Origin of the sequence: Pseudokordiimonas caeni, assembly GCF_026719705.1 — a bacterium.
Taxonomy (GTDB): Bacteria; Pseudomonadota; Alphaproteobacteria; order Sphingomonadales; family Kordiimonadaceae; genus Gimibacter; species Gimibacter caeni.
The window spans coordinates 891,926-916,835 of the sequence record NZ_JAPPRR010000002.1 but is presented as its reverse complement, the minus strand read 5'-3'; the positions used below and the strand labels follow the sequence as shown (position 1 = coordinate 916,835).

Annotated in this window: 22 protein-coding genes; 15 read left to right on the top strand and 7 right to left on the bottom strand. The window is 61.6% G+C overall.

The window, feature by feature from the left end:
- Window positions 1–95 precede the first annotated feature (95 nt).
- The 14 genes from OU694_RS13205 (at window position 96) to OU694_RS13140 (ending at window position 15,456) form a co-directional block, all read left to right on the top strand.
- On the top strand, window positions 96–1,571 hold the full coding sequence (locus OU694_RS13205) for a TadE/TadG family type IV pilus assembly protein (RefSeq protein ID WP_308911476.1): 1,476 nt from the start codon (window positions 96–98) through the stop codon (window positions 1,569–1,571).
- Window positions 1,568–2,131, top strand: a complete 564-nt coding sequence (locus OU694_RS13200) for a TadE/TadG family type IV pilus assembly protein (RefSeq protein WP_308911475.1) — start codon at window positions 1,568–1,570, stop codon at window positions 2,129–2,131. The genes OU694_RS13205 and OU694_RS13200 overlap by 4 nt, the downstream gene beginning before the upstream one ends.
- Window positions 2,118–2,687, top strand: a complete 570-nt coding sequence (locus tag OU694_RS13195; RefSeq protein ID WP_308911474.1) for a hypothetical protein — start codon at window positions 2,118–2,120, stop codon at window positions 2,685–2,687. Before OU694_RS13200 ends, OU694_RS13195 begins: the two co-directional genes overlap by 14 nt.
- A gap of 367 nt (window positions 2,688–3,054) precedes the next feature.
- The gene (locus OU694_RS13190) at window positions 3,055–3,258 is read left to right on the top strand and encodes a Flp family type IVb pilin (RefSeq protein WP_308911473.1); all 204 of its coding nucleotides are present in this window, start codon (window positions 3,055–3,057) and stop codon (window positions 3,256–3,258) included.
- Window positions 3,259–3,402: 144 nt separating this feature from the next.
- Window positions 3,403–3,903 carry an A24 family peptidase gene (locus OU694_RS13185; RefSeq protein ID WP_308911472.1) on the top strand — a complete coding sequence of 167 codons (501 nt, stop codon included), beginning with the start codon at window positions 3,403–3,405 and terminating at the stop codon, window positions 3,901–3,903.
- Window positions 3,904–4,053: 150 nt separating this feature from the next.
- A complete protein-coding gene (gene cpaB, locus OU694_RS13180) occupies window positions 4,054–5,106 on the top strand; it encodes a Flp pilus assembly protein CpaB (RefSeq protein ID WP_308911471.1) in 1,053 nt (350 codons plus the stop codon).
- A complete protein-coding gene (locus OU694_RS13175) occupies window positions 5,106–6,563 on the top strand; it encodes a type II and III secretion system protein family protein (protein ID WP_308911470.1) in 1,458 nt (485 codons plus the stop codon). The genes cpaB and OU694_RS13175 overlap by 1 nt, the downstream gene beginning before the upstream one ends.
- A gap of 25 nt (window positions 6,564–6,588) precedes the next feature.
- On the top strand, window positions 6,589–7,245 hold the full coding sequence (locus tag OU694_RS13170) for a CpaD family pilus assembly lipoprotein (RefSeq protein ID WP_308911469.1): 657 nt from the start codon (window positions 6,589–6,591) through the stop codon (window positions 7,243–7,245).
- A 12-nt stretch (window positions 7,246–7,257) separates the two neighbouring features.
- Window positions 7,258–8,487 carry a CpaE/TadZ family protein gene (locus OU694_RS13165; protein WP_308911468.1) on the top strand — a complete coding sequence of 410 codons (1,230 nt, stop codon included), beginning with the start codon at window positions 7,258–7,260 and terminating at the stop codon, window positions 8,485–8,487.
- Window positions 8,488–8,528: 41 nt separating this feature from the next.
- Complete coding sequence (locus OU694_RS13160) at window positions 8,529–10,250, top strand: TadA family conjugal transfer-associated ATPase (RefSeq protein WP_308911467.1); 1,722 nt, start codon at window positions 8,529–8,531, stop codon at window positions 10,248–10,250.
- A gap of 10 nt (window positions 10,251–10,260) precedes the next feature.
- Window positions 10,261–11,250, top strand: coding sequence for a type II secretion system F family protein (locus OU694_RS13155; RefSeq protein ID WP_308911466.1), 990 nt, complete (start codon window positions 10,261–10,263; stop codon window positions 11,248–11,250).
- 3 nt (window positions 11,251–11,253) lie between these two features.
- Window positions 11,254–12,234 carry a type II secretion system F family protein gene (locus OU694_RS13150; protein ID WP_308911465.1) on the top strand — a complete coding sequence of 327 codons (981 nt, stop codon included), beginning with the start codon at window positions 11,254–11,256 and terminating at the stop codon, window positions 12,232–12,234.
- 715 nt (window positions 12,235–12,949) lie between these two features.
- Window positions 12,950–13,882, top strand: coding sequence for a hydrogen peroxide-inducible genes activator (locus OU694_RS13145; RefSeq protein WP_308911464.1), 933 nt, complete (start codon window positions 12,950–12,952; stop codon window positions 13,880–13,882).
- 50 nt (window positions 13,883–13,932) lie between these two features.
- Window positions 13,933–15,456: a serine hydrolase gene (locus tag OU694_RS13140; protein WP_308911463.1), complete on the top strand. Its 1,524-nt coding sequence runs from the start codon at window positions 13,933–13,935 to the stop codon at window positions 15,454–15,456.
- Between the two features lie 15 nt (window positions 15,457–15,471).
- On the opposite strand, the gene OU694_RS13135 is transcribed toward OU694_RS13140, so the two are convergent.
- The 5 genes from OU694_RS13135 to OU694_RS13115 all read right to left on the bottom strand — a co-directional run bounded on the left by OU694_RS13135 (window position 15,472) and on the right by OU694_RS13115 (window position 21,417).
- Window positions 15,472–15,984: a GNAT family N-acetyltransferase gene (locus OU694_RS13135; protein WP_308911462.1), complete on the bottom strand. Its 513-nt coding sequence runs from the start codon at window positions 15,982–15,984 to the stop codon at window positions 15,472–15,474.
- 71 nt (window positions 15,985–16,055) lie between these two features.
- A complete protein-coding gene (locus tag OU694_RS13130; protein WP_308911461.1) occupies window positions 16,056–17,315 on the bottom strand; it encodes an amidohydrolase family protein in 1,260 nt (419 codons plus the stop codon).
- Complete coding sequence (locus OU694_RS13125; protein ID WP_308911460.1) at window positions 17,312–18,748, bottom strand: amidohydrolase; 1,437 nt, start codon at window positions 18,746–18,748, stop codon at window positions 17,312–17,314. The genes OU694_RS13130 and OU694_RS13125 overlap by 4 nt, the downstream gene beginning before the upstream one ends.
- 183 nt (window positions 18,749–18,931) lie before the next feature.
- Window positions 18,932–20,674: a peptide MFS transporter gene (locus OU694_RS13120; protein ID WP_308911459.1), complete on the bottom strand. Its 1,743-nt coding sequence runs from the start codon at window positions 20,672–20,674 to the stop codon at window positions 18,932–18,934.
- Between the two features lie 149 nt (window positions 20,675–20,823).
- Window positions 20,824–21,417 carry a GNAT family N-acetyltransferase gene (locus OU694_RS13115; protein ID WP_308911458.1) on the bottom strand — a complete coding sequence of 198 codons (594 nt, stop codon included), beginning with the start codon at window positions 21,415–21,417 and terminating at the stop codon, window positions 20,824–20,826.
- 86 nt (window positions 21,418–21,503) lie between these two features.
- Here OU694_RS13115 and OU694_RS13110 point away from each other — a divergent pair, with 86 nt between their 5' ends.
- On the top strand, window positions 21,504–22,439 hold the full coding sequence (locus OU694_RS13110) for a fatty acid desaturase family protein (protein ID WP_308911457.1): 936 nt from the start codon (window positions 21,504–21,506) through the stop codon (window positions 22,437–22,439).
- Window positions 22,440–22,474: 35 nt separating this feature from the next.
- Here the strand turns inward: OU694_RS13110 and OU694_RS13105 are convergent, their stop codons facing one another.
- A complete protein-coding gene (locus OU694_RS13105; RefSeq protein ID WP_308911456.1) occupies window positions 22,475–22,738 on the bottom strand; it encodes a hypothetical protein in 264 nt (87 codons plus the stop codon).
- A gap of 91 nt (window positions 22,739–22,829) precedes the next feature.
- A complete protein-coding gene (locus OU694_RS13100) occupies window positions 22,830–24,890 on the bottom strand; it encodes a TonB-dependent receptor (RefSeq protein ID WP_308911455.1) in 2,061 nt (686 codons plus the stop codon).
- Window positions 24,891–24,910 lie beyond the last annotated feature (20 nt).

Here is a 24,910-nt window from a genome sequence, read left to right as displayed (position 1 = left end):
TACAATTATATTCGTTCCTTTACGTCCTCCGGTTGCTGCACCAGACTGACGGAACGGGATTCTCTGGCAGGAGGCCCGAAAAGGCAGGACAAACCATGGCAGAGTTGAAACGGTATTCGTTTCGCAGGCAGCTCAAGTCGCTCAGGCGGGACGAACGCGGCAGTATGATGCCGATCATCGCAAGCGGGATCATCACCTGTATCGGCGCCGCCGGGCTCGCGATCGACGCTACCCGCATGTTCTATGTGCACGACATATTGCAGAAGTCACTCGATTCCGCCGGCCTTGCTGCCGGTCACGCCATGTATGAAGATCAGATGGAATCGGACGCCAACGATTTCTTCTATGCCAACATGGCCGCCGCCGGCAGCGTGGCGATCGATCCCGATTTCGATATCAATATTTCCGAGAACAACAAGGTCATCTCGGTGACCGGTTCGGCGAAGGTCGCCACCACCTTCATGCGGCTGTTCGGTTACGACAAGATCAACGTCAATGCGAGCACCGAGATCACCCGTGAAACCCGCGGGATGGAACTGGTGCTTGTGATGGACAACACGGGCTCGATGCGCGGCACCGCCATCACGGCAATGAAAAATGCCGCCGCCGACCTCGTGGAAACCGTTTACGGCGATAACGACACCAACCCCAACCTGTGGGTCGGCCTTGTGCCCTATTCGGCGATGGTCAATATCGGTTCCGAGCATGACGACTGGCTGACATGGCAAAGCCGGAACGATATTGCAAACGGGCAGTTCTCCCCGTCATCATGGAAGGGCTGCGTGATGGCCCGCGAGGACGACGGCGACGAAACCGACGAGACGCCGACCGACGCGCCGTTCACCGCTTTCTTCTGGGCCAACAGCTCGGACAATATGTGGAACCCCTGGTCGGGCAAATATTTCCTCAATGAAGGGAATGATGCGCAAAACAACGGGCGCGGTCCGAATCTCGGCTGCGGCCCGGCGATCACGCCCCTTGTTGCCTCGAAGGCAACCGTCCTTGCGGCGATTGACGAGATGCTGCCCTGGCACCGGGGCGGCACGACCAGCAACCTTGGCCTCGTATGGGGATGGCGTGTGATCAGCCCCGCCTGGCGCGGCCTCTGGGGTGGGGATTCCCCCGCGAACCTGCCGCTTGCCTACAACACGCCCTTCATGAACAAGGTTGTGGTGCTGCTGACGGACGGCGCCAACCAGTTTTATGACTGGAACGTCCGCTATTATATGGATGGCAGTAAGCTGAGGACCACGTCGAACAGCACGGCTGGCCCTAGCGGATCGGACTTCACTGCCTACGGCCGCCTCAACGACATGGGCGTGTACAGCCTGCAGGACGGCCAGAACATTCTGGACGCCAAACTGGCCAACACATGTGCAGACATGAAAACCGAAGGCATCATCATCTATACGATCACCTTTGGCTCGTCGCCGAACAGCCAGACCAAATCGCTGTACCGGAACTGTGCATCGAACACGAGTTTCTACTATCATGCGCCGGATGATGCAGAACTGGCCGAAGTGTTTGACACCATCGGCAAGCAGCTTTCTAACCTGAGGCTTTCGCAATGATCCGGCTTCGCCGCACCCTTTCGACCCTCAAGCGACAGGACGACGGCGTCGCCGCCATCGAGATGGCGCTGGCGCTGCCCGTGGTCCTGTCGCTGATCGTCGGCACGCTCGAAATCGCCAACTATTATTTTGTCGCATCGGCACTTGAGCATGCGGTGCTCAAGGCCTCGCGTTTCGGCATCACCGGGAACGAGACCGAAGGTGTATCGCGCGACGATGTCGTCCGCGAGATGATTGCCACCCAGACCTTCGGCCGGGTGGATATGGACGCGGTTGAAATCAGCACCCTCGTCTATGAAAATTTCGAGGACATCGGCGAGCCCGAACCCTATCTCGACGAGAATGCCAACGAGGTTTACGATGAAGGTGAACCCTTCACCGATATCAATGGCAATGGCGAATGGGACGAGGATGTCGGCACGGTCGGCCTCGGCAACGCTGGCGACATCGTGCTTTACCGGGTGGAATATAGCGTGGAGAGCCTGACCGGGATGATGCCCTGGATCGCCAAGGCCCTCCCCGCGGAAGCGGCCGTGGCGGTGCGCAATGAACCTTATTGAACGTACCCGCAATTTGCTGCGCCGCCTGCGCGCGGAGGAAGGCGCCTCGATCCTGACCGAAACGGCGCTGAGCATCCCGCTTTACCTCACGCTCGCGTCTGGAACACTCGAAGCCAGCAACTATCTTTTGCTGCACCTGAAGATGCAGCATACGGTGGTGGCGATCGCCGATCTCACCACACGGGACGAAAAGATTTACGAAAGCGTCGTCACCGACATTTTCGAGGCCGTCCCCCAGATCATGACACCCTACCCGGTAGCCGCTGAATCAAAGATGATTATCAGCGCCATCAGCGAGGTGGAGGGCGAAACGCCCAGCATCTTCTGGCAGCGGGAGGGCTCCGGCACGCTTGCCGTTGAAAGCACGCTCGGGGAAGAAGGTGATCATATCACCATGCCGCATGATCTTGTGGTCAATCCGAATGAAACGGTGATCATCACCGAGTATTTTTACAAATACGAACCGCTCATCTTCGATGTGTTCGGTGAAACGACCCTGCACCGCATCGCCTTCTTCCGCCCGCGGATCGGCTCGCTGCAGACGGTCCTGCCCTGATTCTTTCCCCTTCTTTTCGCGAATCACCGCCTGCAGCAGCAGGCAATTCTCCCGTTCTATCCGCCAGATAGGCACAAATAAGAACCGAGTCGCGCGCGAATTGCCGGCCCGTTTCCAACCGCAGCATTTTGGCCTGCCCCGGCCAGCCCTGGTCATTCGCCTTGATTTGATTCCGCCTTCACCAGCCCGGCCTCAATTCTCCTTAGTTCGTAATGGTTAACCAATTTGCCTAAAATTTTCCTTGTTATTTACACTAAATGCTGGCTAACTATTTGATATCGAAGGGGGGTTTTTAAACGCATTAACCTTTTGTTTAATTCTCCCCCGCATAGTGGGGCTATCCAATCTTGGCAGCTGGAGACCAAACATGACCAAACTTATTCGTAAACTTCGCAAGAATGAAGACGGCGCAACCGCAATCGAATACGGCCTTATCGCCGCCCTGATCGCCGTTGTGCTCGTCGGCACCCTGACCGCCCTTGGCACTGCTCTCGACGATCTCTTCGGTGACGTCGGCAGCAAGATCGAAGGCGCGGGTGAACAAGCCGCAACTCCGCCCGCCACGCCGTAATAATCGGCCGGCGCATCAGGCAATGCGTTTCGCTTAAGAACGGAAGGCCGCCGGAGATAAAGGTCTCCGGCGGCCTTTTCCTTGAGGACCGGAACAAGCCCCCTAAAGGGCAGGCCGGTCCCCGTCAGGGGAAATCAGGCAGGCATGGACGGGATTATCATATCCAAGCTTCTCCTTCTGGCAGCGGTCGGCATTCTTTTGCTGGTCGCCGCCTTCGGAGACATTCGCGAGCGGCGCATTCCGAACAGGCTGATCCTTGTTCTGGCGCTGCTTTTTCTCCCCTACGCTTTCCTGAACTGGCTATCGGGCGTGTCCGCCCTTGAAGCTTTCCTCATCCCTGTCGCCGTGGCAGCGGCTTTCTTCCTCGTCACCCTGGCGCTTTTCGCAGCCGGTGCGATGGGAGGCGGGGATGTGAAGCTGATTGCGGCGACCGCCCTTTTTGTGGGCAGCGGCCAAGCCTTCCTGTTCGCCTTCGTGATGGCGATGACAGGCGGCCTTCTGGCACTGGTGATGGTGGTCCGTTCCTGGATGCGTCGCTCCGGTGTGGCCGTGGACCCACGGGCGGCGCAAGTGCCATACGGCGTTGCCATCGCCTGTGCAGGCTTATGGGTGGAGATCGGCGATGTTCGCGCGCTTTTTAGCTAATTCCCAACGCAATGTTAACTATATGGGGCGCATGATTTCGGCAATATCCGTGCGATATGATGGCCTTGGGGGCGGTCATGGCAGCGCGGCAAAGGCTGAAGGAGCACTGGCAGGTGCTCCCCGGCATGCCGGACCGAGGAGGTTCCTATCATGAATATCCGCGCGATCTTGTTTCTGGCCGTCGCGGCACTGGGTGTGCTTCTTGTGGTAATGGCCACGCGGTCCTATCTGGCAGGACAGACCCAGCGGCCCACCCAGGAAGCGCCAAAGGTGCAGGTTCTGGTCGCCGCGCGCGACCTGCCGCCCGGCACGATCATGGGCGCTGCCGATGTGGTCTGGCGCGACTGGCCGGATAGCGGCATCGATGCCAATTACATCTCGAAGGGCAGCACAAAAGCTGCAACCGCGCAGAAAGACATCGAAAAAGCCAAGACCGAGGAAGAAAAGGCCAAACTGCGCGACCGCGACACGACAAATGGCAAGGTTGTTCGCGTCGGTTTCGCGGCAGGCGAGCCCATCACCCGCAGCTCGATCGTAGCGCCCGGCGAACGCGGCTATGTCGCCGCTGCCCTCACACCAGGCATGCGCGCCACCACTGTGCAGGTCAACAACTACACAGGCGTCGGCGGCTTCGCCCGTCCGGGTGACCGTGTCGACGTGATCCTGACCCATGATGTACAGCGCACGGCTTATGAAAATGGGCGCCAGATTCGCCGCATGCATACGGTAAGCGAAACGGTCATGGAGAATGTCCGCCTGCTGGCCCTCAACGATTCGAGCGAGGCAAAGCCCGCCGACGGCAAGAAGAAGAAAGCGCCAAGCTCGGTGACGGTTGAACTACCGCCAGCGATGGTTGAGCGTATTCTGGTGCTTGATGAAATCGGCGATCTGTCACTGTCGCTGCGCAGTCTTGCCGCCGCCGGCGTACCTGACGGCGACCAGCCCCGCGACGTGAGCGGCTCTTATGCCGTCGATTCGGATATCGGCAACTTCATGCCCAAGATGGGCGATGTTGCCAACGACGACATCATCACCGTCTATCGCGGCAGCAATGTCACCCGGATGGTCCCGCTGGATACCACCCAGAACATGCCGGTGAAACGCACAGGCTCGGGCGGCGCTTCGCTTGTCGGCACGCCGACAGAGGGCGGCCAGGAAATCAACGACGGCGATGCGCCGGCAGACGATGAAGGAGCCAACTGATGCGCACCCGGCTCTCCACCCTTAAACTGGTATGCAAGGCCGCGCTTGTTGCGCCCTTCATGGCCCTGCCTGTCCTCGCCGACGGGGACCAGACCGAGCGCCAGCATGGTGCCTCGATCGTCTCCCCGGCGGCCGGTTCAAAGATTTCGCTCGAAATCGGCCGGGGCCGCCTTATCCGGCTCGACCGTCCCGCGACCGAGATTTTCGTGGCGGATCCGACCGTTGCCGATATCCAGGTGAAATCGCCTCGCGTCGTCTATGTCTTTGGCAAGAATCGCGGCGAAACCTCGCTTTTCGCGCTCGATAGCGAAGACCGCACCATCTATTCGGCACAGATCGAGACGACCCAGAATCTGGAAACGCTCAATGTGGCCCTCAAGCGGATGCTGCCGAAATACCGGGTCGCAACCGCCATCCTCGGCAACAGCCTTATTCTTGAAGGCACGGTATCGAGCCCCGAGGAAGCAGCCCTCGCTGAAAACCTCGCCACCTCGTTCGGCAGCGGCTCGCTCACCATCCTTAACCGGATCGGTGTGGTGCAGCCCACGCAAGTCAACCTGCGTGTCCGGATCGCCGAGGTATCGCGTTCCGCGATGAAGCAGTTCGGCGTGAACTGGGAAAGCCTTTTCGGGACCGATTTCCTCTTCGGGATCGCGCAGGGTGCCGATTATGTCAGCACCATTGCCGACCCGGTGACGGGCCTGCCGGTACAGTCCTTCGCCTTCCCGCAATCGGGCACCCGCACCATATTCAATTATGACGCCCACGGGATTGACCTCAATTTCGCCATCGACGCGCTCGACCAGAACGGTTTCCTGCGCGTGCTGGCAGAACCGAATCTGACCGCCCAGTCGGGCCAACAGGCAAGCTTCCTTGCCGGTGGCGAATTCCCGATCCCGGTGCCGAGCTCCACGGGTGGCGCCTTCGGCATCCAGTTCCGCCAGTTCGGCGTGTCGCTCGCCTTCACGCCGACCGTGCTCGATAGCGGCCGTATCAATATCACCGTCGCCCCCGAGGTCAGCGAACTTTCAACCGCCGGCGCCATCGATATCAACGGCATCAGCGTGCCGGCTATCTCGAGCCGCCGGGCGCAGACGACCGTCGAACTTGGCAGCGGCCAATCCTTCGCGATTGCGGGCCTTCTGCAGAACCGCACCACGCAGGACGCCACCAAATATCCGGGCCTCGGCGATATCCCGATCCTTGGCGCCCTCTTCAAGAGCGACGATTTCCGCCGCAGCGAGACCGAGCTTCTGATCGTCGTCACGCCCTATCTCGTGGAGCCGGTATCGGACCGCCAGATCGTGCTGCCGACCGACGGCTTCGAAGCCAAGGGCGATCTCGACCGTATCACCAGCGGCCAGGCCTATATTGCCAAGCCCGGCGACAAGGCTGCCCCGATGGACCAGCAGACCGGCGTATCCCGCAAGGAACGCGCCGGCTTCCAGATCAATTGAGTGAGCGAGGGACAAGGAGATGACCATGATCCGTAAAACCGCCCGCCTCGGAATGATTTCCGGCTCGCTCTTGGCCTTGGCCGCCTGCGGTCAGGAACAGGTTCCCCACGCCATCGACGCGCCCGTCAGGGCCGAAGTGCAGATGGTCCGCCTGACCCATGTGATCAGCGCGGAAAGCGACGGCACGGCAACCCCGTCGAACGTCACCTATGTCGCCCTCGGTGCCTTCCTCGATGGCATCAAGGCAGGCTACGGCGACCGTCTTTTCCTGGACGGCGCCGCCGCCGCATCCCCCGACCGCATCGGTGCAATTGCCGATTTTGTCCGCGGCCGCGGCCTTGAAATCCAGGGTTTTGCCGCCTTCGGCGAGACGCCGGCGTCCGGCAACCTTGTTCTCTATGTGGAGCGGCATGTCGTCACGCCGCCCTCGTGCAACAACTGGGTCGATACCAAAAGCGATAACCAATTCAACAATACCTCGTCGGGCTTCGGTTGTGCGACCAACGCCAACCTCGCGCTGATGGTGGCGGACCCCGCTGATCTGGTTGGCGGCAGGAAGCCTGACGGCACCCACCCGAACCCGCAGGCAACCGGTCGGGCGAAGACCCATCAGCAGGCAGCAGCAGAAGGTGGCAACACCAGCGCCATTTCGCGCGCGCTCGGCTCGCTGTTCGGCAACTAGGGAAGGCGTGAGATGCAGAAAGCAGGCAACAAGAAAGCGGCCCTCGAGCGCGAACAGTTCGGCGCCTGGGTATGCGATGACCTGACAGGCAAGCTCCTTGCCCCCATCGCGGGCGAGCAGGGCCTTGCGGTCGACATGATTTTCGGGGGCGGCATTGCCGGTGCCGTGCGTGCGCTTGGTGCCATGCCGGTGCCCGAATTCCTGATCGTCGACCTTTCGGAATCGGTCGACCCCCGCGCCGACATGCAGGCCCTGGCCGAAGTTTGCCAGCAGGAAACCATGGTTCTGGCGCTCGGCACCCTGAATGACGTGACGCTCTACCGCGATCTTATCGGGGCCGGTGTGCATGACTATCTCGTCAAGCCGCTTGATCCCGCCCAGTTGCGGGACGCCGTGGTCTCGGCGCTCAATGCGCTTGCCGTGGCGGAAGAAGAACCGGTGCACGCCCAGAAAGCCCCCGGCGACAAACACCAGATCGTGGTGATCGGCGTGCGCGGCGGCCTTGGCGCCAGCACCATCGCCGCGAACCTCGCATGGGACCGCGCCCGGGGCGGCGAACAGACCGTCCTTCTGGACATGGACCTCTATTTCGGTGTCAGCGCACTCCTTTTCGATCTGGAGCCAGGCCGTGGCCTTGCCGATGCGCTTGAGAATCCGAGCCGGGTGGACGGCCTGTTCCTTGAGCGCGCGGTCGTGAAGCCCATCGACAATCTGTCGATCCTCGGCACCGAGGCGCCTGTCGGCTCGCTGCGCGAACCCGACGCCGGCGCCCTTGATCATCTCGTGAAGGCGCTTTCGGAAAACTACAGGACTGTGGTGGTGGATCTGCCCCGCGGCGCGCTCGCCGATCATTCGGATATCCTGCATTCCGCGACCGATATCGTCCTCGTCACCGATTTCAGCCTGCGCTCGGCCCGCGACTGTATCCGCCTGATGTCGCACATCAAGTCGGTGAAACCCGATGCGACGGTCCATGTGGTTGCGTCGATGACCGTACCGGGCCAGAATGAGGTGGAGGAAAAGGATTTCGAAACCTCGATTGAGGCACCGGTCGTAATCTCGATACCGCTTGATGCCAAAGGCCTTCTGATGGCTTCGCGCAAAGGGACGGTGATCATGGACGCTGTACCGGGCTCAAAAATGTCTCAGGCCCTCGCCGCTCTCTCCCGCCGCTTCGATGCAGGCATGGACAGTGGCAAGGGCAAAAAAGCTTCGTGGATCGGGAAATTGCTGAAACGGTGATGGACCGGCGGTTCGTCTGTGGCAGTAGACGGTAGGCAGGTATGAAAGCAACGGCATTCGGGAAAAGACAGCGGACATTCGGACGTCCCGGCGGCTTCGGCAAGGGGCAGGCCGGACAGTCCGATTCGCCCGCGTCCTTCGATGCCTCGGCGCTCCTCGACGAGCCACAGGAACCAGTGTTCGATACACCGTCTGCCGATCTGCCGCCCCCTCCGAGCCCGTCTGGCGATATCGTTGATTATCTGGCGACCCTTGCCGAAGGGCGCTTGCGCGAACTGCTGACCGCGGACGAAGTCCGCATGTCCTCGAAGGCTGAAATCACCACGCGGCTCAGCAAGTTCGTGGCCGAGCTTGCAGCCAACGCCGGGCTGGAGCCAAGCCCACAGGAAAGTGCCGACATAGTCACCTATCTCCTCAATGAGGTGGAAACGACGATCGGCTCCATCGGTGATGAAACGACAGCCGCCCCTTCCGCCGCCAAGGAGAAGGAAGGCCGCAAGAAGCAGACACTGTTCGAGGCCAAGGAAAAGATCCAGCCGCTCCTGATGGAGCATATCGACCCTGCGGCCGCCGCCGAACTGCCACGCCCCGAGCTTGCCGAACAGGTGGGCGAGGTGGTGGGCGAACTGCTGGTGCAGGAAAAGATCCACCTGAATCTCACCGAGCAGCGCGATCTCGTATCGCTGCTCCTTGACGACATGCTGGGCCTCGGGCCGCTTGAGCCCCTGCTCGCGGACGAACTTGTCACCGATATCATGGTGAATGGCCCGAAGCAGGTTTATGCCGAGCGCAAGGGCAAGCTGTCGCTGACCGACGTTACCTTCCGCGACAACCAGCACCTGCTGAATATTGCGCAGCGTATCGTGTCGGCGGTCGGCCGGCGCGTCGATGAAAGCACACCGATCTGCGACGCCCGCCTGATGGACGGCAGCCGTGTGAACGTGATCATCCCGCCGCTGGCCATCGACGGCGCCTCGATCTCGATCCGGAAATTCGCGAAGGACAAGATCACGCTCGACAAGATGCTCGATTTCAAGAGTATCTCGCCGCCCCTGGCCAAATTGCTGAAGATTGCAGGCGCCTGCCGGCTGAACATCCTTATATCGGGCGGTACGGGCTCGGGTAAAACCACCATGCTCAACGCCCTGTCGCGCATGATCGACAAGGGCGAACGCGTCGTCACCATCGAGGATGCGGCCGAGCTGCAACTGCAACAACCGCACGTGGTGCGCCTTGAAACCCGCCCCGCAAACCTTGAAGGCCAGGGCGAGATCACCATGCGCGATCTCGTGAAAAACGCCCTCCGCATGCGCCCCGACCGCATCATCCTCGGCGAGATCCGGGGCGGCGAGGCCATCGACATGCTGCAGGCCATGAACACCGGTCACGACGGCTCGATGGGCACCATCCACGCCAACCGCCCGCGCGAGGCGCTGACCCGCCTTGAAAACATGGTCAACATGGCTGGTCTTCACCTGCCCACGAAGGCGATCCGCGAACAGATTTCATCCTCGCTTGACCTGATCGTGCAGGTGCAGCGGATGCGCGACGGTGGCCGCCGCACCACCCATGTCACCGAAGTGGTGGGTATGGAAGGCGACGTGATCACCACGCAGGACCTGTTCAAGTTCGAATTCACGGGCGAGGATGAAAGCGGCCGCCTCGTTGGCGATTTCAAATCCACGGGCGTGCGTCCCCACTTCCTGCCGAAGGCAGAATATTTCGGCCTTGGCCGCGCCCTCATGGACGCGATGAACGGGTAAGGGGGCAGCAATGGAAACCATGAATTCCCAGATCATGCTGCTCGTCATCGGGCTCACCCTCCTCGTGCTGGTGGGCGGCGGCCTTCTTTTCAGTATGCTCCTTGGCAAGGCGCGCAAGGAAACGCAGGCCAAGCTCGACCGCTTCAAGGCCCGCTTCGTGACGGGCGCCCGCGGCGGTCCCCAAACCGGCCGCTCGATCCGCATCGGGCAGGAAGAAACAGGCCTCGCCGGTATTCTTGCCGACATGATGCCGAAGAAGGAAGAGCTGCAGGCCCGCCTTGTGCGCGCCGGGCTTTCCGTCTCGCTCGGGCGCTATGCCATGATCTGCGGCGGCATCGCGCTCGGCACCCTGCTGATCACGCTCATCCTTGGGGTCAATTTCGTACTGGCCCTCGGTTTTGCTGTGGTTGCCGGTGTCGGTGGCCCGCACTTCACTGTCGGCATGATGATGAAACGCCGCATCGCGCGCTTCACCGACCAGTTTCCCGAAGCCATCGACCTGATGGTGCGCGGCCTTCGTTCCGGCCTGCCAGTCAACGAATGTATCGCCAATATCGGGCGCGAACTGACGGCACCGACCGGCACCGAATTCCAGCGTATCGCGGATTCGATGCGCGTCGGCCGCACGCTCGAGGAGGCCCTCTGGGATACCGCCAACCGGCTGGATACGGCCGAGTTCAAATTCTTCGTCATCAGCCTTGTGGTGCAGCGCGAAACCGGCGGCAACCTTGGCGAAACGCTTGCGAACCTTGGCGGCATCCTGCGCCAGCGCCATGCCATGAAGCTGAAGATCAAGGCCCTGTCATCGGAAGCCAAGGCCAGTGCCTGGATTGTGGGGCTATTGCCCTTCATCATGTTCGGCCTCCTGATGTCTGTGAACGCCGGCTACGCAATGGAGCTGTTCATCAACCCGAAGGGCACGATCGCCCTTGTTGCCGGGCTCATCTGGATGGGTGTCGGGGTCTTCATCATGGCCCGCATGGTCAATTTCGAGGTGTGAAGCGTGCAGGCGATTGAAGATCTTCTCGGCATCAACATGATCGACCTTCTGTCGATCATGACCGGGCTTGTGGCCTTTGTGGTGATGTTCGCCGTCTATCAGGCAGCCCTTGTCCGCGATCCGATGAAGGGCCGTGTCAAAGCCCTGCAGGACCGCCGCGAGATGCTGAAGGCGGGGCTTGTGACCACCAAGCGCCGCACGTCGCAGGTCAAAAAGGCGGATTCGGGCGGCCTGATGCGCGCCCTCGCCGACAAACTGAAACTCCTGCAGAACGAACAGGCCAAGAAAACGCAGGCCCTTCTGGTGCAGGCCGGTTACCGCTCGAACGAGGCGCTTGTCACCTATCAGGTGGCGCGGCTGGTGCTGCCCATGCTCTTCGGCCTGCTTGCCGTCTTCTTCTTCTATGGCCTCGGCGTCCTGCCGGACAAGAAAGCCTTCTATCCGCTCTATTCCATCGGTGCGGTGTTCGCAGGCTACAAGCTCCCCGACCTTCTGGTGACGAACGCCAAGCTGAAGCGTACCGATGCCCTGCGCAAGGGTCTGCCGGATGCGCTTGACCTGATGGTCGTCTGCGCCGAAGCGGGCCTCACGCTCGACACCGCCCTGCAGCGGGTGGCGAAGGAAATGGGCCGTGCCTCGCCGGAGATTGCCGAGGAATTCGGCCTCACCTCCATCGAGCTCGGTTTCCTGCCCGAGCGCCGCACCGCGCTCCTCAATCTTGCTGAACGGGTGGACCTGCCGGCCCTGCGCGGCGTGGTCACCACCCTTATCCAGAGTGAGCGGTACGGCACACCGCTTGCCACCTCGCTTCGCGTTCTCTCGGCCGAGTTCAGGAACGAGCGAATGATGAAGGCAGAAGAGAAGGCCGCGCGCCTGCCGGCCATCATGACCGTGCCGCTCATTCTCTTCATCATGCCCGCGCTTTTTGTCGTGCTGATCGGCCCTGCCGCCTGCCGCATGTCGGATAATTTCATCAACCGGTAGCGCCAAAGTGGAAATTGCGCGCAATGCGCACAATTCCGCCACATTAAACATGGTTAATCCCCTGTTCAGCACAGAGAATCATTGACCCGGCGATACATAGATGTAAATTTAGAGGTGCGAGCGAGCGCTCCTTGCGCTTGCTCCATATTGCGGACGCGCTTCGCGTGACCGCAATATCCTCGCTGTCGTGACTCGGGCCGGGTTTTAATACCCGGCCATTTTTTTTTGCAAAAACTGTTGGAATTCTGGCGTTTTTCGGAGAAAGCATCCGGGGCGGCAGCGCCACCGGTTTCCCGGTGACGCGCCGCCCCGGCTGGGCCGGACCCCGGGCTAGCAAGGGGGCAAACGGGTCCGGCTGGGGGGCTGTTGATTCTTACGCAGGCGCCGGCAAGCGGATCACTTTGCTGCAGCGTTTGTATACTTCGCTGCACAAATTTCTGTCCTCCGCCGCCCTCGGCCGCGCCGAAAGTTCGACGCGGCCTCGGCGACAGCCGCAGCGCCATGGCCCTGCCGTGGCCAGCGAGGAAGCCTTTTCAGGACACTTCGGCACTGCGCTTCATCACCCTGCACCCTGAAGTGCAGGGAATTCCGGTCGGATCGTCGTTTCGCTGTCGTTGATCTTCGACCCTTGTCTTGTGTTCTTGTTGGCAAGTATGCCGCACATGCCTATAATCGATCCAACGAATTGAACCTCTCACTCTGATCGGTAAAGTCGATGATATTTCCGCCCACCTTCAAACAGCTCAAGTATCTGACGGCACTGCACCGCACGAACCATTTCGGCAAAGCGGCCACCCTGTGTCACGTCACACAATCGACACTTTCCGCCGGCATTCAGGAGCTTGAAAGTCTTCTCGGCGCACAGCTTGTGGAACGCACCAAGCGCAATGTGATGTTCACTGCCATCGGGCAGGAAGTGGTGCGCCGCGCCCAGAAAATCCTCAATGATGTGGAGGATCTGACCAGCATGGCCGCCGCCGCCCAGGATCCGCTGACCGGTATAGTTCGCCTTGGCATCATCCCGACCATCGCGCCCTTCATCCTGCCGCGCATCATGCCGGCGATCCGTGCCGACCTGCCGGGGATCGAGCTGCACCTGCGCGAGGACAAATCGTCCGAGCTGTGCGAACTGATCCGCACCGGCGACCTTGACCTTGTTCTTTATGCCCTGCCCTTCGCATGTGGCGAGGTCGTGGAAATGCCGCTTTTCGAGGATCCTTTCGTTGCGGCCTATCCGCCGGGCAAGGCCCCGGGCAAGACCATCCGCCGCGACCAGATATCACAGGAAAAGCTGCTACTCCTCGAAGAAGGCCACTGCCTGCGGGACCATGCACTCGCAGCCTGCGCCCTGATGGGCAAATCGGCCGAAGCCGCACTCGCCGGCACCAGTCTCCACACCATCGTGCAGATGGTGGCAGCAGGCCACGGCATCACGCTGCTGCCCGGCATGGCCGTGGAAGCAGGACTGGCCGCAGATGCGGGGGTCGATGTCGCGACCTTCTCCGACGCAACGCCCGTGCGTACCATCGGCCTCATCTGGCGCCACACCAATCCGCGCGCCACAACCTTCGAGGCCCTGGGCCGTACCATCCAGCGCGTGATGCGTCCGTCAGAGGCGAAAAGTGATCGCACGCGGGGTGCCGCATGATAGGGTCGCGCACAGCAACAGCAATAAGCCTGCACAAACCGGGAATTTCCATGACCGCCATTCTCCACCACCTTCGCCTTGCAACTGTTCTGGTACTCGGCGCTATTGCCCTGCTGCCCGGCCTTGCCCGCGCCGAAACGCCGGACCGCGAACTGGACGCTTACTTGCGCCTCGCGATCGAGCGTTATGGCGTCCCGGGCCTCAGCCTTGCCGTGCTGGTGGACGGCAAAACTTCCTATGTACAGACCTTCGGCACCGCCAGCATCGAGCATCAGGTGCCGGTGAACCGCGATACGCGGTTCCCGCTTGCCACCATGACCCGTTTCTTCAACGCGGCCGCGGTGCTTGAGCTTGTCGAGGACCGCAAGCTGAAGCTTGACGATTCGATTCGCGTGCTGCTGCCGGCGCTGCCTGCCAAATGGGAGGCGATTACTGTCCGGCACCTGCTGACTCGCCGGTCCGGCCTAGCGGATTATGCCAACCCCGCCGTCAACGGCGGTCGTGCGCCTGCGAGCGCCGATGAAGCCGTTCTGATGGTCGCCCGCGCCCCGCTCGTCTTCGAACCCGGCACCAAAACGGCCATCAGCCGCACCGATGACCTGCTCCTTGCTGCTGTCGTCGAAAAAGCCTCAGGCCGCCCGTTCGAAGGTTTCATGAAAGGCGAGATTTTCGAGCGCTACCAGCTGACGGATGCGGCCTATGGCGGCAGCCGGGTGCTGATCCCCAACCGGTCCGAAATCTATCAGGCCCTGCCGCCCGGCCCCGAGGGGCTGACGCTTGAGCGCCGCAGTGACCTTGACCTGCCGCGCTTCGAGTTTGCAACCCTCGGCCTCAATGCCTCGTCGGCAGAGATCGCCGACTGGATGCGTCTGTTGCTGTCCGGCAAGATCCTCTCGAAAAAGACACTGAAGGCCGCGATGACGCCCGAGATGGAAGGGGATCGCGCCCTGCCCTTCACCACCCTTTTCGAATATGCCGCGACCCCGCGTTTTGAAGTGTTCGGCGCCAGTGGCGCAGGGCTTGGCGACATTCGCCACTTCGTGCCGCGCGACGGCAAGGGCAAGGATGTGACCATCATCCTGCAGATCAACGGCTCGCACCTGCCCTTCCAGCTGCCGACGCTGGCGCAAGGGATCGCCACGATCTATGACCCGCAGTTCGGCAACCCGCTCGAAATGATCGGCGACCGGCTCTATGTGCTGATGCGGTCGGGCCAGACGAAAGACGCGCTGGCGCGCTATGATGCCTTCCGGGCCGACCCGAACTTCCAGACGCTATCCACCGAACTGATCATCAACAAGGTCGGCTACGAACTGCTGTTCAAGGGCATGACCGCCGAAGCGCTGACGCTGTTTGAACTGAATGCCCGCGACTATCCGAATTCGGCCAATGTCTGGGATAGCCTTGGTGAAGCCAAGCTCGCCTCCGGCGACAAGGATGCCGCCATCGCAAACTACCAGAAGTCCCTGCAGATCGACCCGACGAACGTGAATGCGGTGAGGGTGCTGGAGCGCCTCAACGCGCCGATCCCGCTGCAGGCGCCGGCTACACCGGAAAAAGACAAGAAGGATTGATGAAGGGCTGGGGCCTCAGGGCTCCAGCCGCATCCGCCAGCAATCGATATCGACGCCCCGTCCGAGCGAGGTGAAGCTGCCTTCGCCGTCAGGCTTGAAGCCGGCCTTTTCAAGCACCCGCCCGCTCGATGGATTGTCCTTGGCATAAGCCGCCACAAGCGTGCCCGTGTGTCCGAAGGACCGGGCAAGCGCGATGGCCGCATGGCAGGCATAGGTGGCAATGCCACGACCGCGCCAGTCGGCATGCACCAGATAGCCGATCTCGATCTCTCCCGCCTTGTTGCGGAAGAAGGTCGCCATGCCGACAAGCGTCTCACCCAGATACACGCCCCGGTCCACCATCTCGCCGGTCTCCGCCTCGATCCGGCGGCGGTCGGCAAGACGCTGCAGCGTCCAGGCCATATCCGGATTCTTGGGAATGCTGCCGGTGTTGCGGGCCACTTCGGGCTCGTCGAGCATGGCACGGAAAGCTTCCGCGTCCTCATCCGGCACCGGCTTCACATACAGGTCGCTGTCATTCTGTTTCATGGTTCCTCCCTCGCTCAAAAAAGGGGCCGCCGCAGCAGCCCCTCCTTCATACCGCGATCAGGCCGCAGTCTTCAGCGCTTGTATTCAGGCGCGCGGCTCACCGGGTGATAACGCTCGGCAAGCTTGGTCTGGCGGCTCACGAGCGGGATTTCCTCGCCCTTGATCAGCACGTGCTCGGGTGCCGACGAAAGCTCCAGCGGATCACCCGACCAGACCACCACATCAGCATCCTTGCCAGCTTCAAGCGTGCCGTAGCTGTCCGCCACGCCGAACATCTCGGCGGGATTCACCGTCATGGCGTCCATCGCGGCTTCCCACGGCAGGCCGTTCGCCACCGCGTTGCCCGCATATTGCGGCATAAGGCGCGCATTGTCGGTACCAAGCCCGACAAGAGCGATCTTGACGCCCGCCTTGTGAAGGCGCGCAGCATTTTCCTGCGTGGCACCCAGCGTATCGAACGAGCCCGGCAGGTTCTGGACCGGGTTGACGATCACCGGAATCTGCGCCGCCGCCAGTTCATCGGCCACACGCCATGCTTCGGCCGCCCCGTAGAGGATGACCTTGACGCCGTAGGCCTTCTTCAGTTCGATCACCTTGCGGATGTCGGAGGCACGGTCCGCTTCCACCAGAAGCGGCTGCTCGCCCTTCAGGACACGGGCCAGCACGTCCTTCTCGGGATCGGGCTTTGCGTCTTTCTTTTCCTTGTCGTCCTTGTCATCCTTGCCGCCGGTTTTCGCGCCGTCGAGCTTGGAGCGTACCGCGTACCAGAGCGCCACACGGCTGCCGCCGTTGCTGGAGGCTGCACCCTCGTCAAGCTCAAGCCCGAGGGCCGCATGACGCTTCACCACAAGGTCGGGGCCGTTGCCCAGATGGATCACCGCCCCCTGGCCAAGCCACATGTCCTTGGTGCCTTCAAGGCCAGTATAGGCGCGGGTCACGCCCTCGATCCGGGTAACCGGGATGAGAACGCTGTCGGGGTTGATGCCATCGGTGGCGTCCAGCGGGATCGAGGTATCGCCCTTGACCGAACCGTCGTCGATCCCGGCCGAGAAGCCGACCTCGGTGAGGCCAAGCGTGGTTTCGGAAACCATGAGGCCGACCGTGACGATCTTGCCTGCGGCATCGATCACCTTGTAGCCATCCGGCACCGCACCAGCGGCGGTCACCGACTGGATCTTGCCATCGGCGATCAGCACTGTTGCGTTTTCAACCTTGCCGTAGCCGCCCTTGGTGTAGGCGGTGCCGCCTGTCACGGCGATATTCTCGGCCATCGCTGCGGTCGAAAACCCTGTCAGCAGCGACAGGGCGAGCATGGAACGGATCATCTTCATTTCATGTCTCCTTCACCGGGCTGGCCGAGCTCGAAGTCCGAAACCGGACGCTTCGCCGGGTCATGGCGGTCATAGGTCACGGCGCCGTCCACAAAGGTGACGTCCGCCTTGGCGTAAACGCTGTAGGGGTTGGCCGACCACAGCACCACGTCTGCATCCTTGCCGACCTCAAGCGAACCGGTCTTCTCGGCGATGCCGAGCGACTTGGCCGGATTGAGGCTGAGCCACTGCCAGGCTTCGGCCTTCGTTATTTTCACACCAGCACGCTGGCCATCGGAAAGGGCCTTGGCGGCTTCCTGGTTGAGGCGCTGGATGCCAAGATCATCATCCGAATGGACGATAGCGCAGGCACCGGCTTCATGCATGAAGGGGATATTCTCGCGGATGCCATCAAAGGCTTCCATCTTGAAGCCCCACCAGTCAGCCCACATGGCGCCGCAAATCTTGTTCTCGGCCAGCTTGTCGGCGATCTTGTAGGCTTCCACCGCATGCTGGAATGACGCGATCTGGTAATTGAATTCCTTCATCACATCGATCATCGTCGCCATCTCGTCGGCACGGTAGCAGTGCATATGCACTAGAATTTCACCGTCCAGCACGCCTGCGAGCGTTTCAAGCTTCAGGTCGCGCTTCGGCGGCAGCACGTTCTTGCCGGCCTTGTAGTCGGCTTCATACTTCTTCCATTCGCGCGAATAATTCTGGGCATCCGCCCAGGCCTGACGGTAGCCCGCCACGTTGCCCATGCGGGTCGAGGGCCGGTGCAACACATTATTGTCGCCGCTGCCGTAAACGCGTTTCGGGTTCTCGCCACACGCCATTTTCATGCCGTAGGGCGCGCCCGGAAACTTCATGTCCTGACCGGTGCGGCCGGGAACGTTTTTCAGGGTAACCGAGCGGCCACCCACAAGGTTCGCCGACCCCGGCAGCAGTTGCAGCGCGGTGATGCCACCCGCAGCTGCGCGCCAGAAGCCCGGATCCTGCGGCCAGTTCGAATGCTCGACCCATGCGTCCGCCGTCACCGGCTCGCCGACCTCGTTGCCGTCGGAATGCGACGACACGCTCGGGCTCGGATAAACGCCGAGGTGGCTATGCACATCGATGATGCCGGGTGTGACCCAGCGGCCGGCAGCGTCGATCACCTTTGCGCCATCGGGCGCCGCGATGGACTGGCCCACCGCCTTGATCTTGCCGCCTTCCATCAGGATGGCGCCGCCTTCGATCTCGCCGCCCTTGCCATCATAGATGTTGGCATTGATGATCAGCGTCGTCTGGCTTTCAAGCGGGGTATAGGTGGACGGGAACGGGTCCTTGTCGATCCCGACGAAGGGCTGACGTTCGCCCTCCGGTGAGCAGGCTGCGAGGGTCACAGCCACGGCGGCAACGGCAATGCCGCCAGCCAGTCGGCGATGTGCCGACGCTTTCCAACGTGTCATTTTCTAGCCTCCCTGTGAGGTCCCTTTTCGGGCACTTCGGATGGCAGCGTAGCAACCACGCAAGCAGCCTGTCATCTACTTCCGTGGTAAACATTGGTTTATCGCACGCAAAGTTGACGCATTCCAAAAAGCAAAGCGGCGGACCCGAAGGCCCGCCGCCGGAATTTCGCATCATGGCGTCTCTTAATGGACGCCGTGCATACCTTTTTTCAGGAGGGGCGTCATCACGAAGATGAAGGCCCCGACCCCGATCGCGATCAGGCCGATGGTGGTGTACACATCCATCGTTGCCGCCATGTCGAGAAGGCCGGCGTCAGCGCCGTGTTCGGCAGCACCTGCAAGCGAGCTGATCCAGCCGGCCGCATAGTTGCCCATCGCGGTGAACAGGAACCAGGTACCCATCACCATGCCAACGATGCGCGGCGCGCTCAGCTTCGTCACCATCGAAAGGCCGACCGGCGACAGGCAAAGCTCGGCAAGCGTCAGCGACATATAGATGAAGACCATCCAGAGGAAGCTCTTCTCGGTGCTGTCATCGAGCCCCATGCCCCATGCGAAGACCACATAGCCAAGGCCGATCAGCAGCATCGAGATGGCAAACTTGGCCGGTGTCGAGGGCTCAAGCTTCTTGTGGTTCAGCTTCACCCAGAGCCACGCCATGACAGGCGCGAAGATCACGATGAACAGCGGGTTCAGAAGCTGTACCTGCGAGGCAAGGAAGGTGATGCCAAGGAAATCGAGATCGAACTGCTGGTCGGCAAGCAGCGTCAGGCTTGCCGCCTGCTGCTCGAACAGCGCCCAGAAGAACATCTGGAACACGATCAGGAAGGTGGCGACCCACAGGCGCTGCCGGTCTTCCTTCTCGCAGTTCATGATGCTGTAAAGGACAAGGATACCGACCATCACGAAGCCCGAAAGCCCCAGAAGCTGGCCGACGAATTCCTGATAATGCATCAGGAACCAGGCAAGGGCGACCATCAGGATACCGCTGAGGTAAATGGTCCATTCCTTGTTGATGCCGATCGGCGACTTCTCTTTCAGGATCGCCGGATTGGAAGGCTCCGCCCGACCTTCGAGAAGTTTCTGGCCGCCAAGGAAGACGAGCAGGCCAAAGAGCATGCCGATACCGGCAAGGCCAAAGCCATAGTTCCAGCCATATTTCTCGCCCACATAACCGACGAGGGCCGTCGAGAGCACCGAACCGAGGTTGATCCCCATATAGAAGATCGAGAAACCGCCGTCGCGGCGCGGATCGTTGGGGCCATAGAGCGCGCCAACGATGGTCGAGATATTGGCTTTCAGGAAGCCAACACCGGTGATGATGAGGGCGAGTGCGAGGAAGAAGATGCTCAGATATTCGCTATGCTGCTTGATGCGAATGTCGTAATCCGCAGTCGCGATCAGGCGATCTTCCTGCCCCTCGGCCACAAGGTTGATACCGGCAGAACGGCCGCTCTCGTCCTTCACCGCATCCACGCGGTACCGCGTGCCGTCCATGGTGATGAACTCGGTCTGGTTCGTCTTGTTGTCGGCCGCTTCAACGAATTCAACCTGATATTCGTTGCCATCAATGGTCAGATACCGTTCGGCATGCGGGCCGTGGGCCGCCATCAGGCTGTGTCCGGCCACCAGCAGGATCGCGCCGTAAGTCACCGCCTTTCGGCTGCCGAGATAACGGTCAGCGAGATAGCCGCCGATGATCGGCATCATGTAAACGAGCCCGGCATAGGCGCCGTAGATCATGCTCGCCTTGCCGGCATCGAACAGGTGATATTTAACGAGATAAAGGACCAGGATGGTGCGCATGCCATAGTAGGAAAAACGCTCCCACATCTCGGTCAGGAAGCAGACCGCAAGGCCGATCGGATGCCCCAGAAGTTCGCGCTCTTGCGAACCGGCACGTTCGGAAAGGTGAGTTTCAGCCATATCATCCCCGAAGTTATTCTGATTGTCGCCGTGGTCTCGCTCCGTCCGCCCCCCGCGGAATCGGTCAGCCGCCCGGCCTGAGCTTTAAAAACCACAGAAGGCGGGCGGGTAAAAGCGGAATCGGTAACGATTTGGCAATAAATCCGGATTCAGAGCCTTGCATCGCGCCACATGCGCCACATGGGCGGGCAGCCCTTGGCCGGCACCACTTCGTCGATCACCTCGAAACCGTGCGCGCGGTAGAAAGGCACATTCGAGGCCTTGGAGCTTTCAAGATAGGCAGGCAACCGGTCGGCGTCCGCCCGCTTCAGCCCCTCGCGCATCAAGGCGCCGCCGAGGCCCTGCCCCTGCCGGTCGGCGCGTACCGAAATCGCGAACAGATAATGATAGCGCGCCTTGGGCTTGCGACTTTTCATGAAGGCATCGAGCTTCAGGATATTGCCGACCGACTTCATGCCGCCATGCTTCAGGAGGTTGCCCGCCACCTGCACCGAGGGCCATAGGGGCAGGTCGAACGAGCTATCGGGCGGCAGCCACAGGGCCCCGGCCGATCCGTCCGGCGTCTTGTGGCCATACCCCCGCGGCAGATACAGATGCCGGGCCAGCAGCGTGAAGACCGGTCGCATGCCCGATGTGCCCTGATAGGCCCAGAGATTGACCGGGTCGTCGGCGAAGCCGTCGGCGATGATATCGCCGATCAGGTCATGCTCGTGCCGCCCCAGTTCCACAATCGCCGCCGACATTGCTGGACTCCTCCGTCTTTTTATTCTGGCCAGCATCGCCTCCGTTTGCGACAATGGCAACGGGAAATGGAGTGGGAAGCAAGCCTATGTCAACTCAGTGGCAGACCCTCAAGCCGTCGGACATCCTGACGAGCGAACAATCGCACCGCCTGCGCCAGCGGTCAGACCTGATGGGTTTCTGGCTCCTCGCGCATTGCTGGGGCGTGATCATCGCCGCTTGGGCGCTTTATGCCCTCATTCCCCATCCCGCTACCTGGCTTCTTGGCTGGCTTCTTGTCGGTGGTCGCCAGCTGGGCCTTGCGATCCTGATGCATGAAGGCAGCCACGGCATGCTCTTCCGCACACGGCGGTTGAACGAGACGCTTGCCGTTTGGGCAGCAGGGGCGCCCGTGCTTGTCGACATGGGCGCTTACCGCAAGCGGCACATGGCGCATCACCGCTTCACCCGCACCGACGAGGACCCTGAAAACTATCTCTACACACCCTTCCCGGTAAGCCGCACCAGCATGGGGCGGAAATTCCTGCGCGATATCACCGGCATCGCCTTCTGGCGCGGCCAGATCGGGCTTTTTCGGTTCGTGAAGGCAAAAGCCGGATGGGCCGGTGTGTGGCACTATTACAGCCGCCCGCTCGCTTTCCATGCCGTGCTATTCGCGTGCCTTGCCGGGCTCGGGCGTATCGATATCTTCCTGCTGCTCTGGCTGCTGCCGCTGATGACCAGCTATCCGCTGGCGCTGCGGGTGCGCAACATCGCCGAACATGCCACTGTGCCCGATCTTGCCGACCCCTTGCGCAACAGCCGCACGACGCTCGCGAACCCCATCGAGCGGGCCTTCTTCGCGCCTTACTGGGTGAATTATCATATCGAGCATCACCTGATGCCCTATGTGCCTTGCTACCGCCTGCCAGAGCTGCACAATATCCTGAAAGCGCAAGGCATCACCGGGCGGATGGAAATCCGCAAAGGCTATATGGATATCCTGCGCCTCAATGCCGGGCTGAAAACGGAAAAGGCGACCTGAAGCCGCCTTTCACCCTGTTCGCCTGAGGTATGCACTCAGTTCGGACTTGGCGCATTCAGCGGCTTGCAGCCGTAGGCGTCTGCCGTGCCGTCCGAATTCTTCAGCACATAAGGCTCCATATCCTTCTGGCAGCCGAAGGTTTCGGTGTCGCCGTCTTTCAGTGTTACGGTCATATAGCCGCCGGGATAACGCTCGGCCTTCCAGTCGCGGCGGTAATCGTGGCCGTCACCGGCATTGATCACACAGCCACCAAGCGCGAGGCCGATTGCGGGCAGAATAAGGGCGTGGGCAAGTTTCATTGTGTCCTCCTGTCGTCGTCACATCGTTTGAACGATTGTTATATCGAATTGATATAGGGACGATAGAGGCAAAGCCCCGGCACGGCAAGCCCTAAAAACGCAGTTCCACCCCGGCCCGCACAAGGCGGCGGGCGGCGAGCGTCTCTTCGCCGTCCGCCGACAGCGCCGAGACGACGCGCGCGTCAAAGAGATTCTCGGCATCCAGCCGCAAGGTCACTGCCGCGCTCGCCTGCCACGCCGCACCTGCATTGAACAGGAGGGTCGATTTCAGCCGCCGGGTCGCGAGGTCGTCGTCATACTGACCGGACGCGTAACGCCCCTCAACGGTCAGCCGCACATCCCCCTCGCGCCAGACAGCCCGGCCCGTCAGCGTATGCCGGGGCGTCAGCGGCTGGGGTTTGCCCACTATGTCGGGGCTCGCGGCCGCCGCCGTCACCCGCGCGCGGGCATACTGGTAAGCGCCGTAAAGGAAGAGATTTGTGTCGAGCGTCATCTCGCCCGAAATCGCCACGCCGTCCGTCACGCTGCGGTCGATATTGGTGCGCTGGCGGAGCGTCCCGCCTTCGGGAATGAAGCCCGCCACCGGGAAGGTGCCGGGGCCAACGCCGATGGTCACATTGCCGACCCCGTCATGGAGCCAGGTGCGGAACAGCGTCACCTCGCCCCGCACGGTCGCAAGCGGCCGCCACGTTAGGCCCGCCTCGATGCCATACAGCGTTTCGGGCGTCAGGGTCGCGTTGGCTTCCGTGATATCGTTCCCGACCCGGAACGGACGGTAATATTCGTTGATCGTCGGCAGGCGCCAGGTGCGATAGGCCGAAGCCTTCATCTCGATCGCGTCGGTTGCGGCGTAAGAAGCCCCAATCCGCCCGGTCCACACCCAGCCGTCCTTGTCTGGCACATCAAGGGCCAATACCGGGTCACCAGTCGCCAGATCGCGCTCCACCCGCTCGCCGTCGTGGGTACGCCAGCGGTCCAGCCGCGCCGTGGCGCTCACCGTCAGCTTGTCCGCCACATGGGTTGCCTCACCGTAGAGGCCGAGGATCGATTGTTCGCCACCCGCCGTGCGTTCCCGCGTGAAACCGCCGCCGAGGTTGCGGAAATATTCATTGACCGTACCCTCCATCAGGCGGGCATCGGCGCCGATCTCCAACCCCGGCATCCGGTAGCGCATGAGCGCGCCATAGCCGCGGGCGGGCACGTCATGCTGGTCAAGCACGGGCCGCGAAAGATCGCGCGCCTCATCAAGCACGGCCACGAACACATTCTCGAAATCCTTACGCTGGGCATAAACCATCGCCTCGATGGCACGGCCTTCCGCCAGGCCATGCACCAGCCGCAGCGATCCCGCCCAGCCTTCGGTGCGGTTGGTGGCGCCGGCAAGGCCATTCAGCCGGTCTTCGGCCTCGTAGCGCAGCGCGAAATCGAGCGTCGTCGCAGGGCCCACATCGGCACTGGCGCGCAATGACGCGTGATCAGCCGAATGCCGCGCCCGTTTGTCCGCCTCTCCGCGCCGGTCGGCATCCACGATATAAAAGCCATCGGTCGCCAGATGCCCGCCCGTAAGCGTGAGGCTTGCCCGCTCGCCCGCCAGATCAAGCCTGCCGGCGATGTCCCGTGTGTCGAAACTGCCGTAGGATGCCGCCACCCGCCCGCCGCTAGTCTCAGGCCGCCGCGATTCCATCAGCACCGCACCCGAAAGCGCCTGCGCGCCGAACACGCCGGGTGTGCCCCCGGCCATCACCGAAACGGATTGCAGGTCCGCCGTATCAATGGCCGACCAGTTGACCCAGCCACCGAAGGGGTCGGATAGCGGCACACCGTCAAGCATCACGAGCACGCGGCCCGCACCGTTCGCCCCCACGCCGCGCATGTTCAGCCCCTGCGTAGTGGGGTGCGCGGTGATGCTGCCGGCGGGACGGAAAAGCCCGACGCCCGGCACGCTGCGCAGCAGGTCATCAAGCCTCAGCGCCGGCATTTCCTCGATCTCGGCCGCAGAAAATCGCGTCGCAGCAATCCCGGTCATCTCCACCGGCAGCCTGAGGCCGACGACCGCCACGGTATCGATCTCGCTGGCAGCCGCAGGCACGGCTACAAATGCAAGGCCCAGAAGGCTCGGGAAAACAAGGCTTGAGGAAAGAAGGCGCGGCACGCGGCACTCCCTGATGCTGG

Coding starts and splice junctions, on each gene's coding strand:
- OU694_RS13205 (WP_308911476.1), top strand. CDS start 96: ATGGCAGAGTTGAAACGGTATTCGTTTCGCAGGCAGCTCAAGTCGCTC.
- OU694_RS13200 (WP_308911475.1), top strand. CDS start 1,568: ATGATCCGGCTTCGCCGCACCCTTTCGACCCTCAAGCGACAGGACGAC.
- OU694_RS13195 (WP_308911474.1), top strand. CDS start 2,118: ATGAACCTTATTGAACGTACCCGCAATTTGCTGCGCCGCCTGCGCGCG.
- OU694_RS13190 (WP_308911473.1), top strand. CDS start 3,055: ATGACCAAACTTATTCGTAAACTTCGCAAGAATGAAGACGGCGCAACC.
- OU694_RS13185 (WP_308911472.1), top strand. CDS start 3,403: ATGGACGGGATTATCATATCCAAGCTTCTCCTTCTGGCAGCGGTCGGC.
- cpaB (WP_308911471.1), top strand. CDS start 4,054: ATGAATATCCGCGCGATCTTGTTTCTGGCCGTCGCGGCACTGGGTGTG.
- OU694_RS13175 (WP_308911470.1), top strand. CDS start 5,106: ATGCGCACCCGGCTCTCCACCCTTAAACTGGTATGCAAGGCCGCGCTT.
- OU694_RS13170 (WP_308911469.1), top strand. CDS start 6,589: ATGATCCGTAAAACCGCCCGCCTCGGAATGATTTCCGGCTCGCTCTTG.
- OU694_RS13165 (WP_308911468.1), top strand. CDS start 7,258: ATGCAGAAAGCAGGCAACAAGAAAGCGGCCCTCGAGCGCGAACAGTTC.
- OU694_RS13160 (WP_308911467.1), top strand. CDS start 8,529: ATGAAAGCAACGGCATTCGGGAAAAGACAGCGGACATTCGGACGTCCC.
- OU694_RS13155 (WP_308911466.1), top strand. CDS start 10,261: ATGGAAACCATGAATTCCCAGATCATGCTGCTCGTCATCGGGCTCACC.
- OU694_RS13145 (WP_308911464.1), top strand. CDS start 12,950: ATGATATTTCCGCCCACCTTCAAACAGCTCAAGTATCTGACGGCACTG.
- OU694_RS13140 (WP_308911463.1), top strand. CDS start 13,933: ATGACCGCCATTCTCCACCACCTTCGCCTTGCAACTGTTCTGGTACTC.
- OU694_RS13135 (WP_308911462.1), bottom strand. CDS start 15,984: ATGAAACAGAATGACAGCGACCTGTATGTGAAGCCGGTGCCGGATGAG.
- OU694_RS13130 (WP_308911461.1), bottom strand. CDS start 17,315: ATGAAGATGATCCGTTCCATGCTCGCCCTGTCGCTGCTGACAGGGTTT.
- OU694_RS13125 (WP_308911460.1), bottom strand. CDS start 18,748: ATGACACGTTGGAAAGCGTCGGCACATCGCCGACTGGCTGGCGGCATT.
- OU694_RS13120 (WP_308911459.1), bottom strand. CDS start 20,674: ATGGCTGAAACTCACCTTTCCGAACGTGCCGGTTCGCAAGAGCGCGAA.
- OU694_RS13115 (WP_308911458.1), bottom strand. CDS start 21,417: ATGTCGGCGGCGATTGTGGAACTGGGGCGGCACGAGCATGACCTGATC.
- OU694_RS13110 (WP_308911457.1), top strand. CDS start 21,504: ATGTCAACTCAGTGGCAGACCCTCAAGCCGTCGGACATCCTGACGAGC.
- OU694_RS13105 (WP_308911456.1), bottom strand. CDS start 22,738: ATGAAACTTGCCCACGCCCTTATTCTGCCCGCAATCGGCCTCGCGCTT.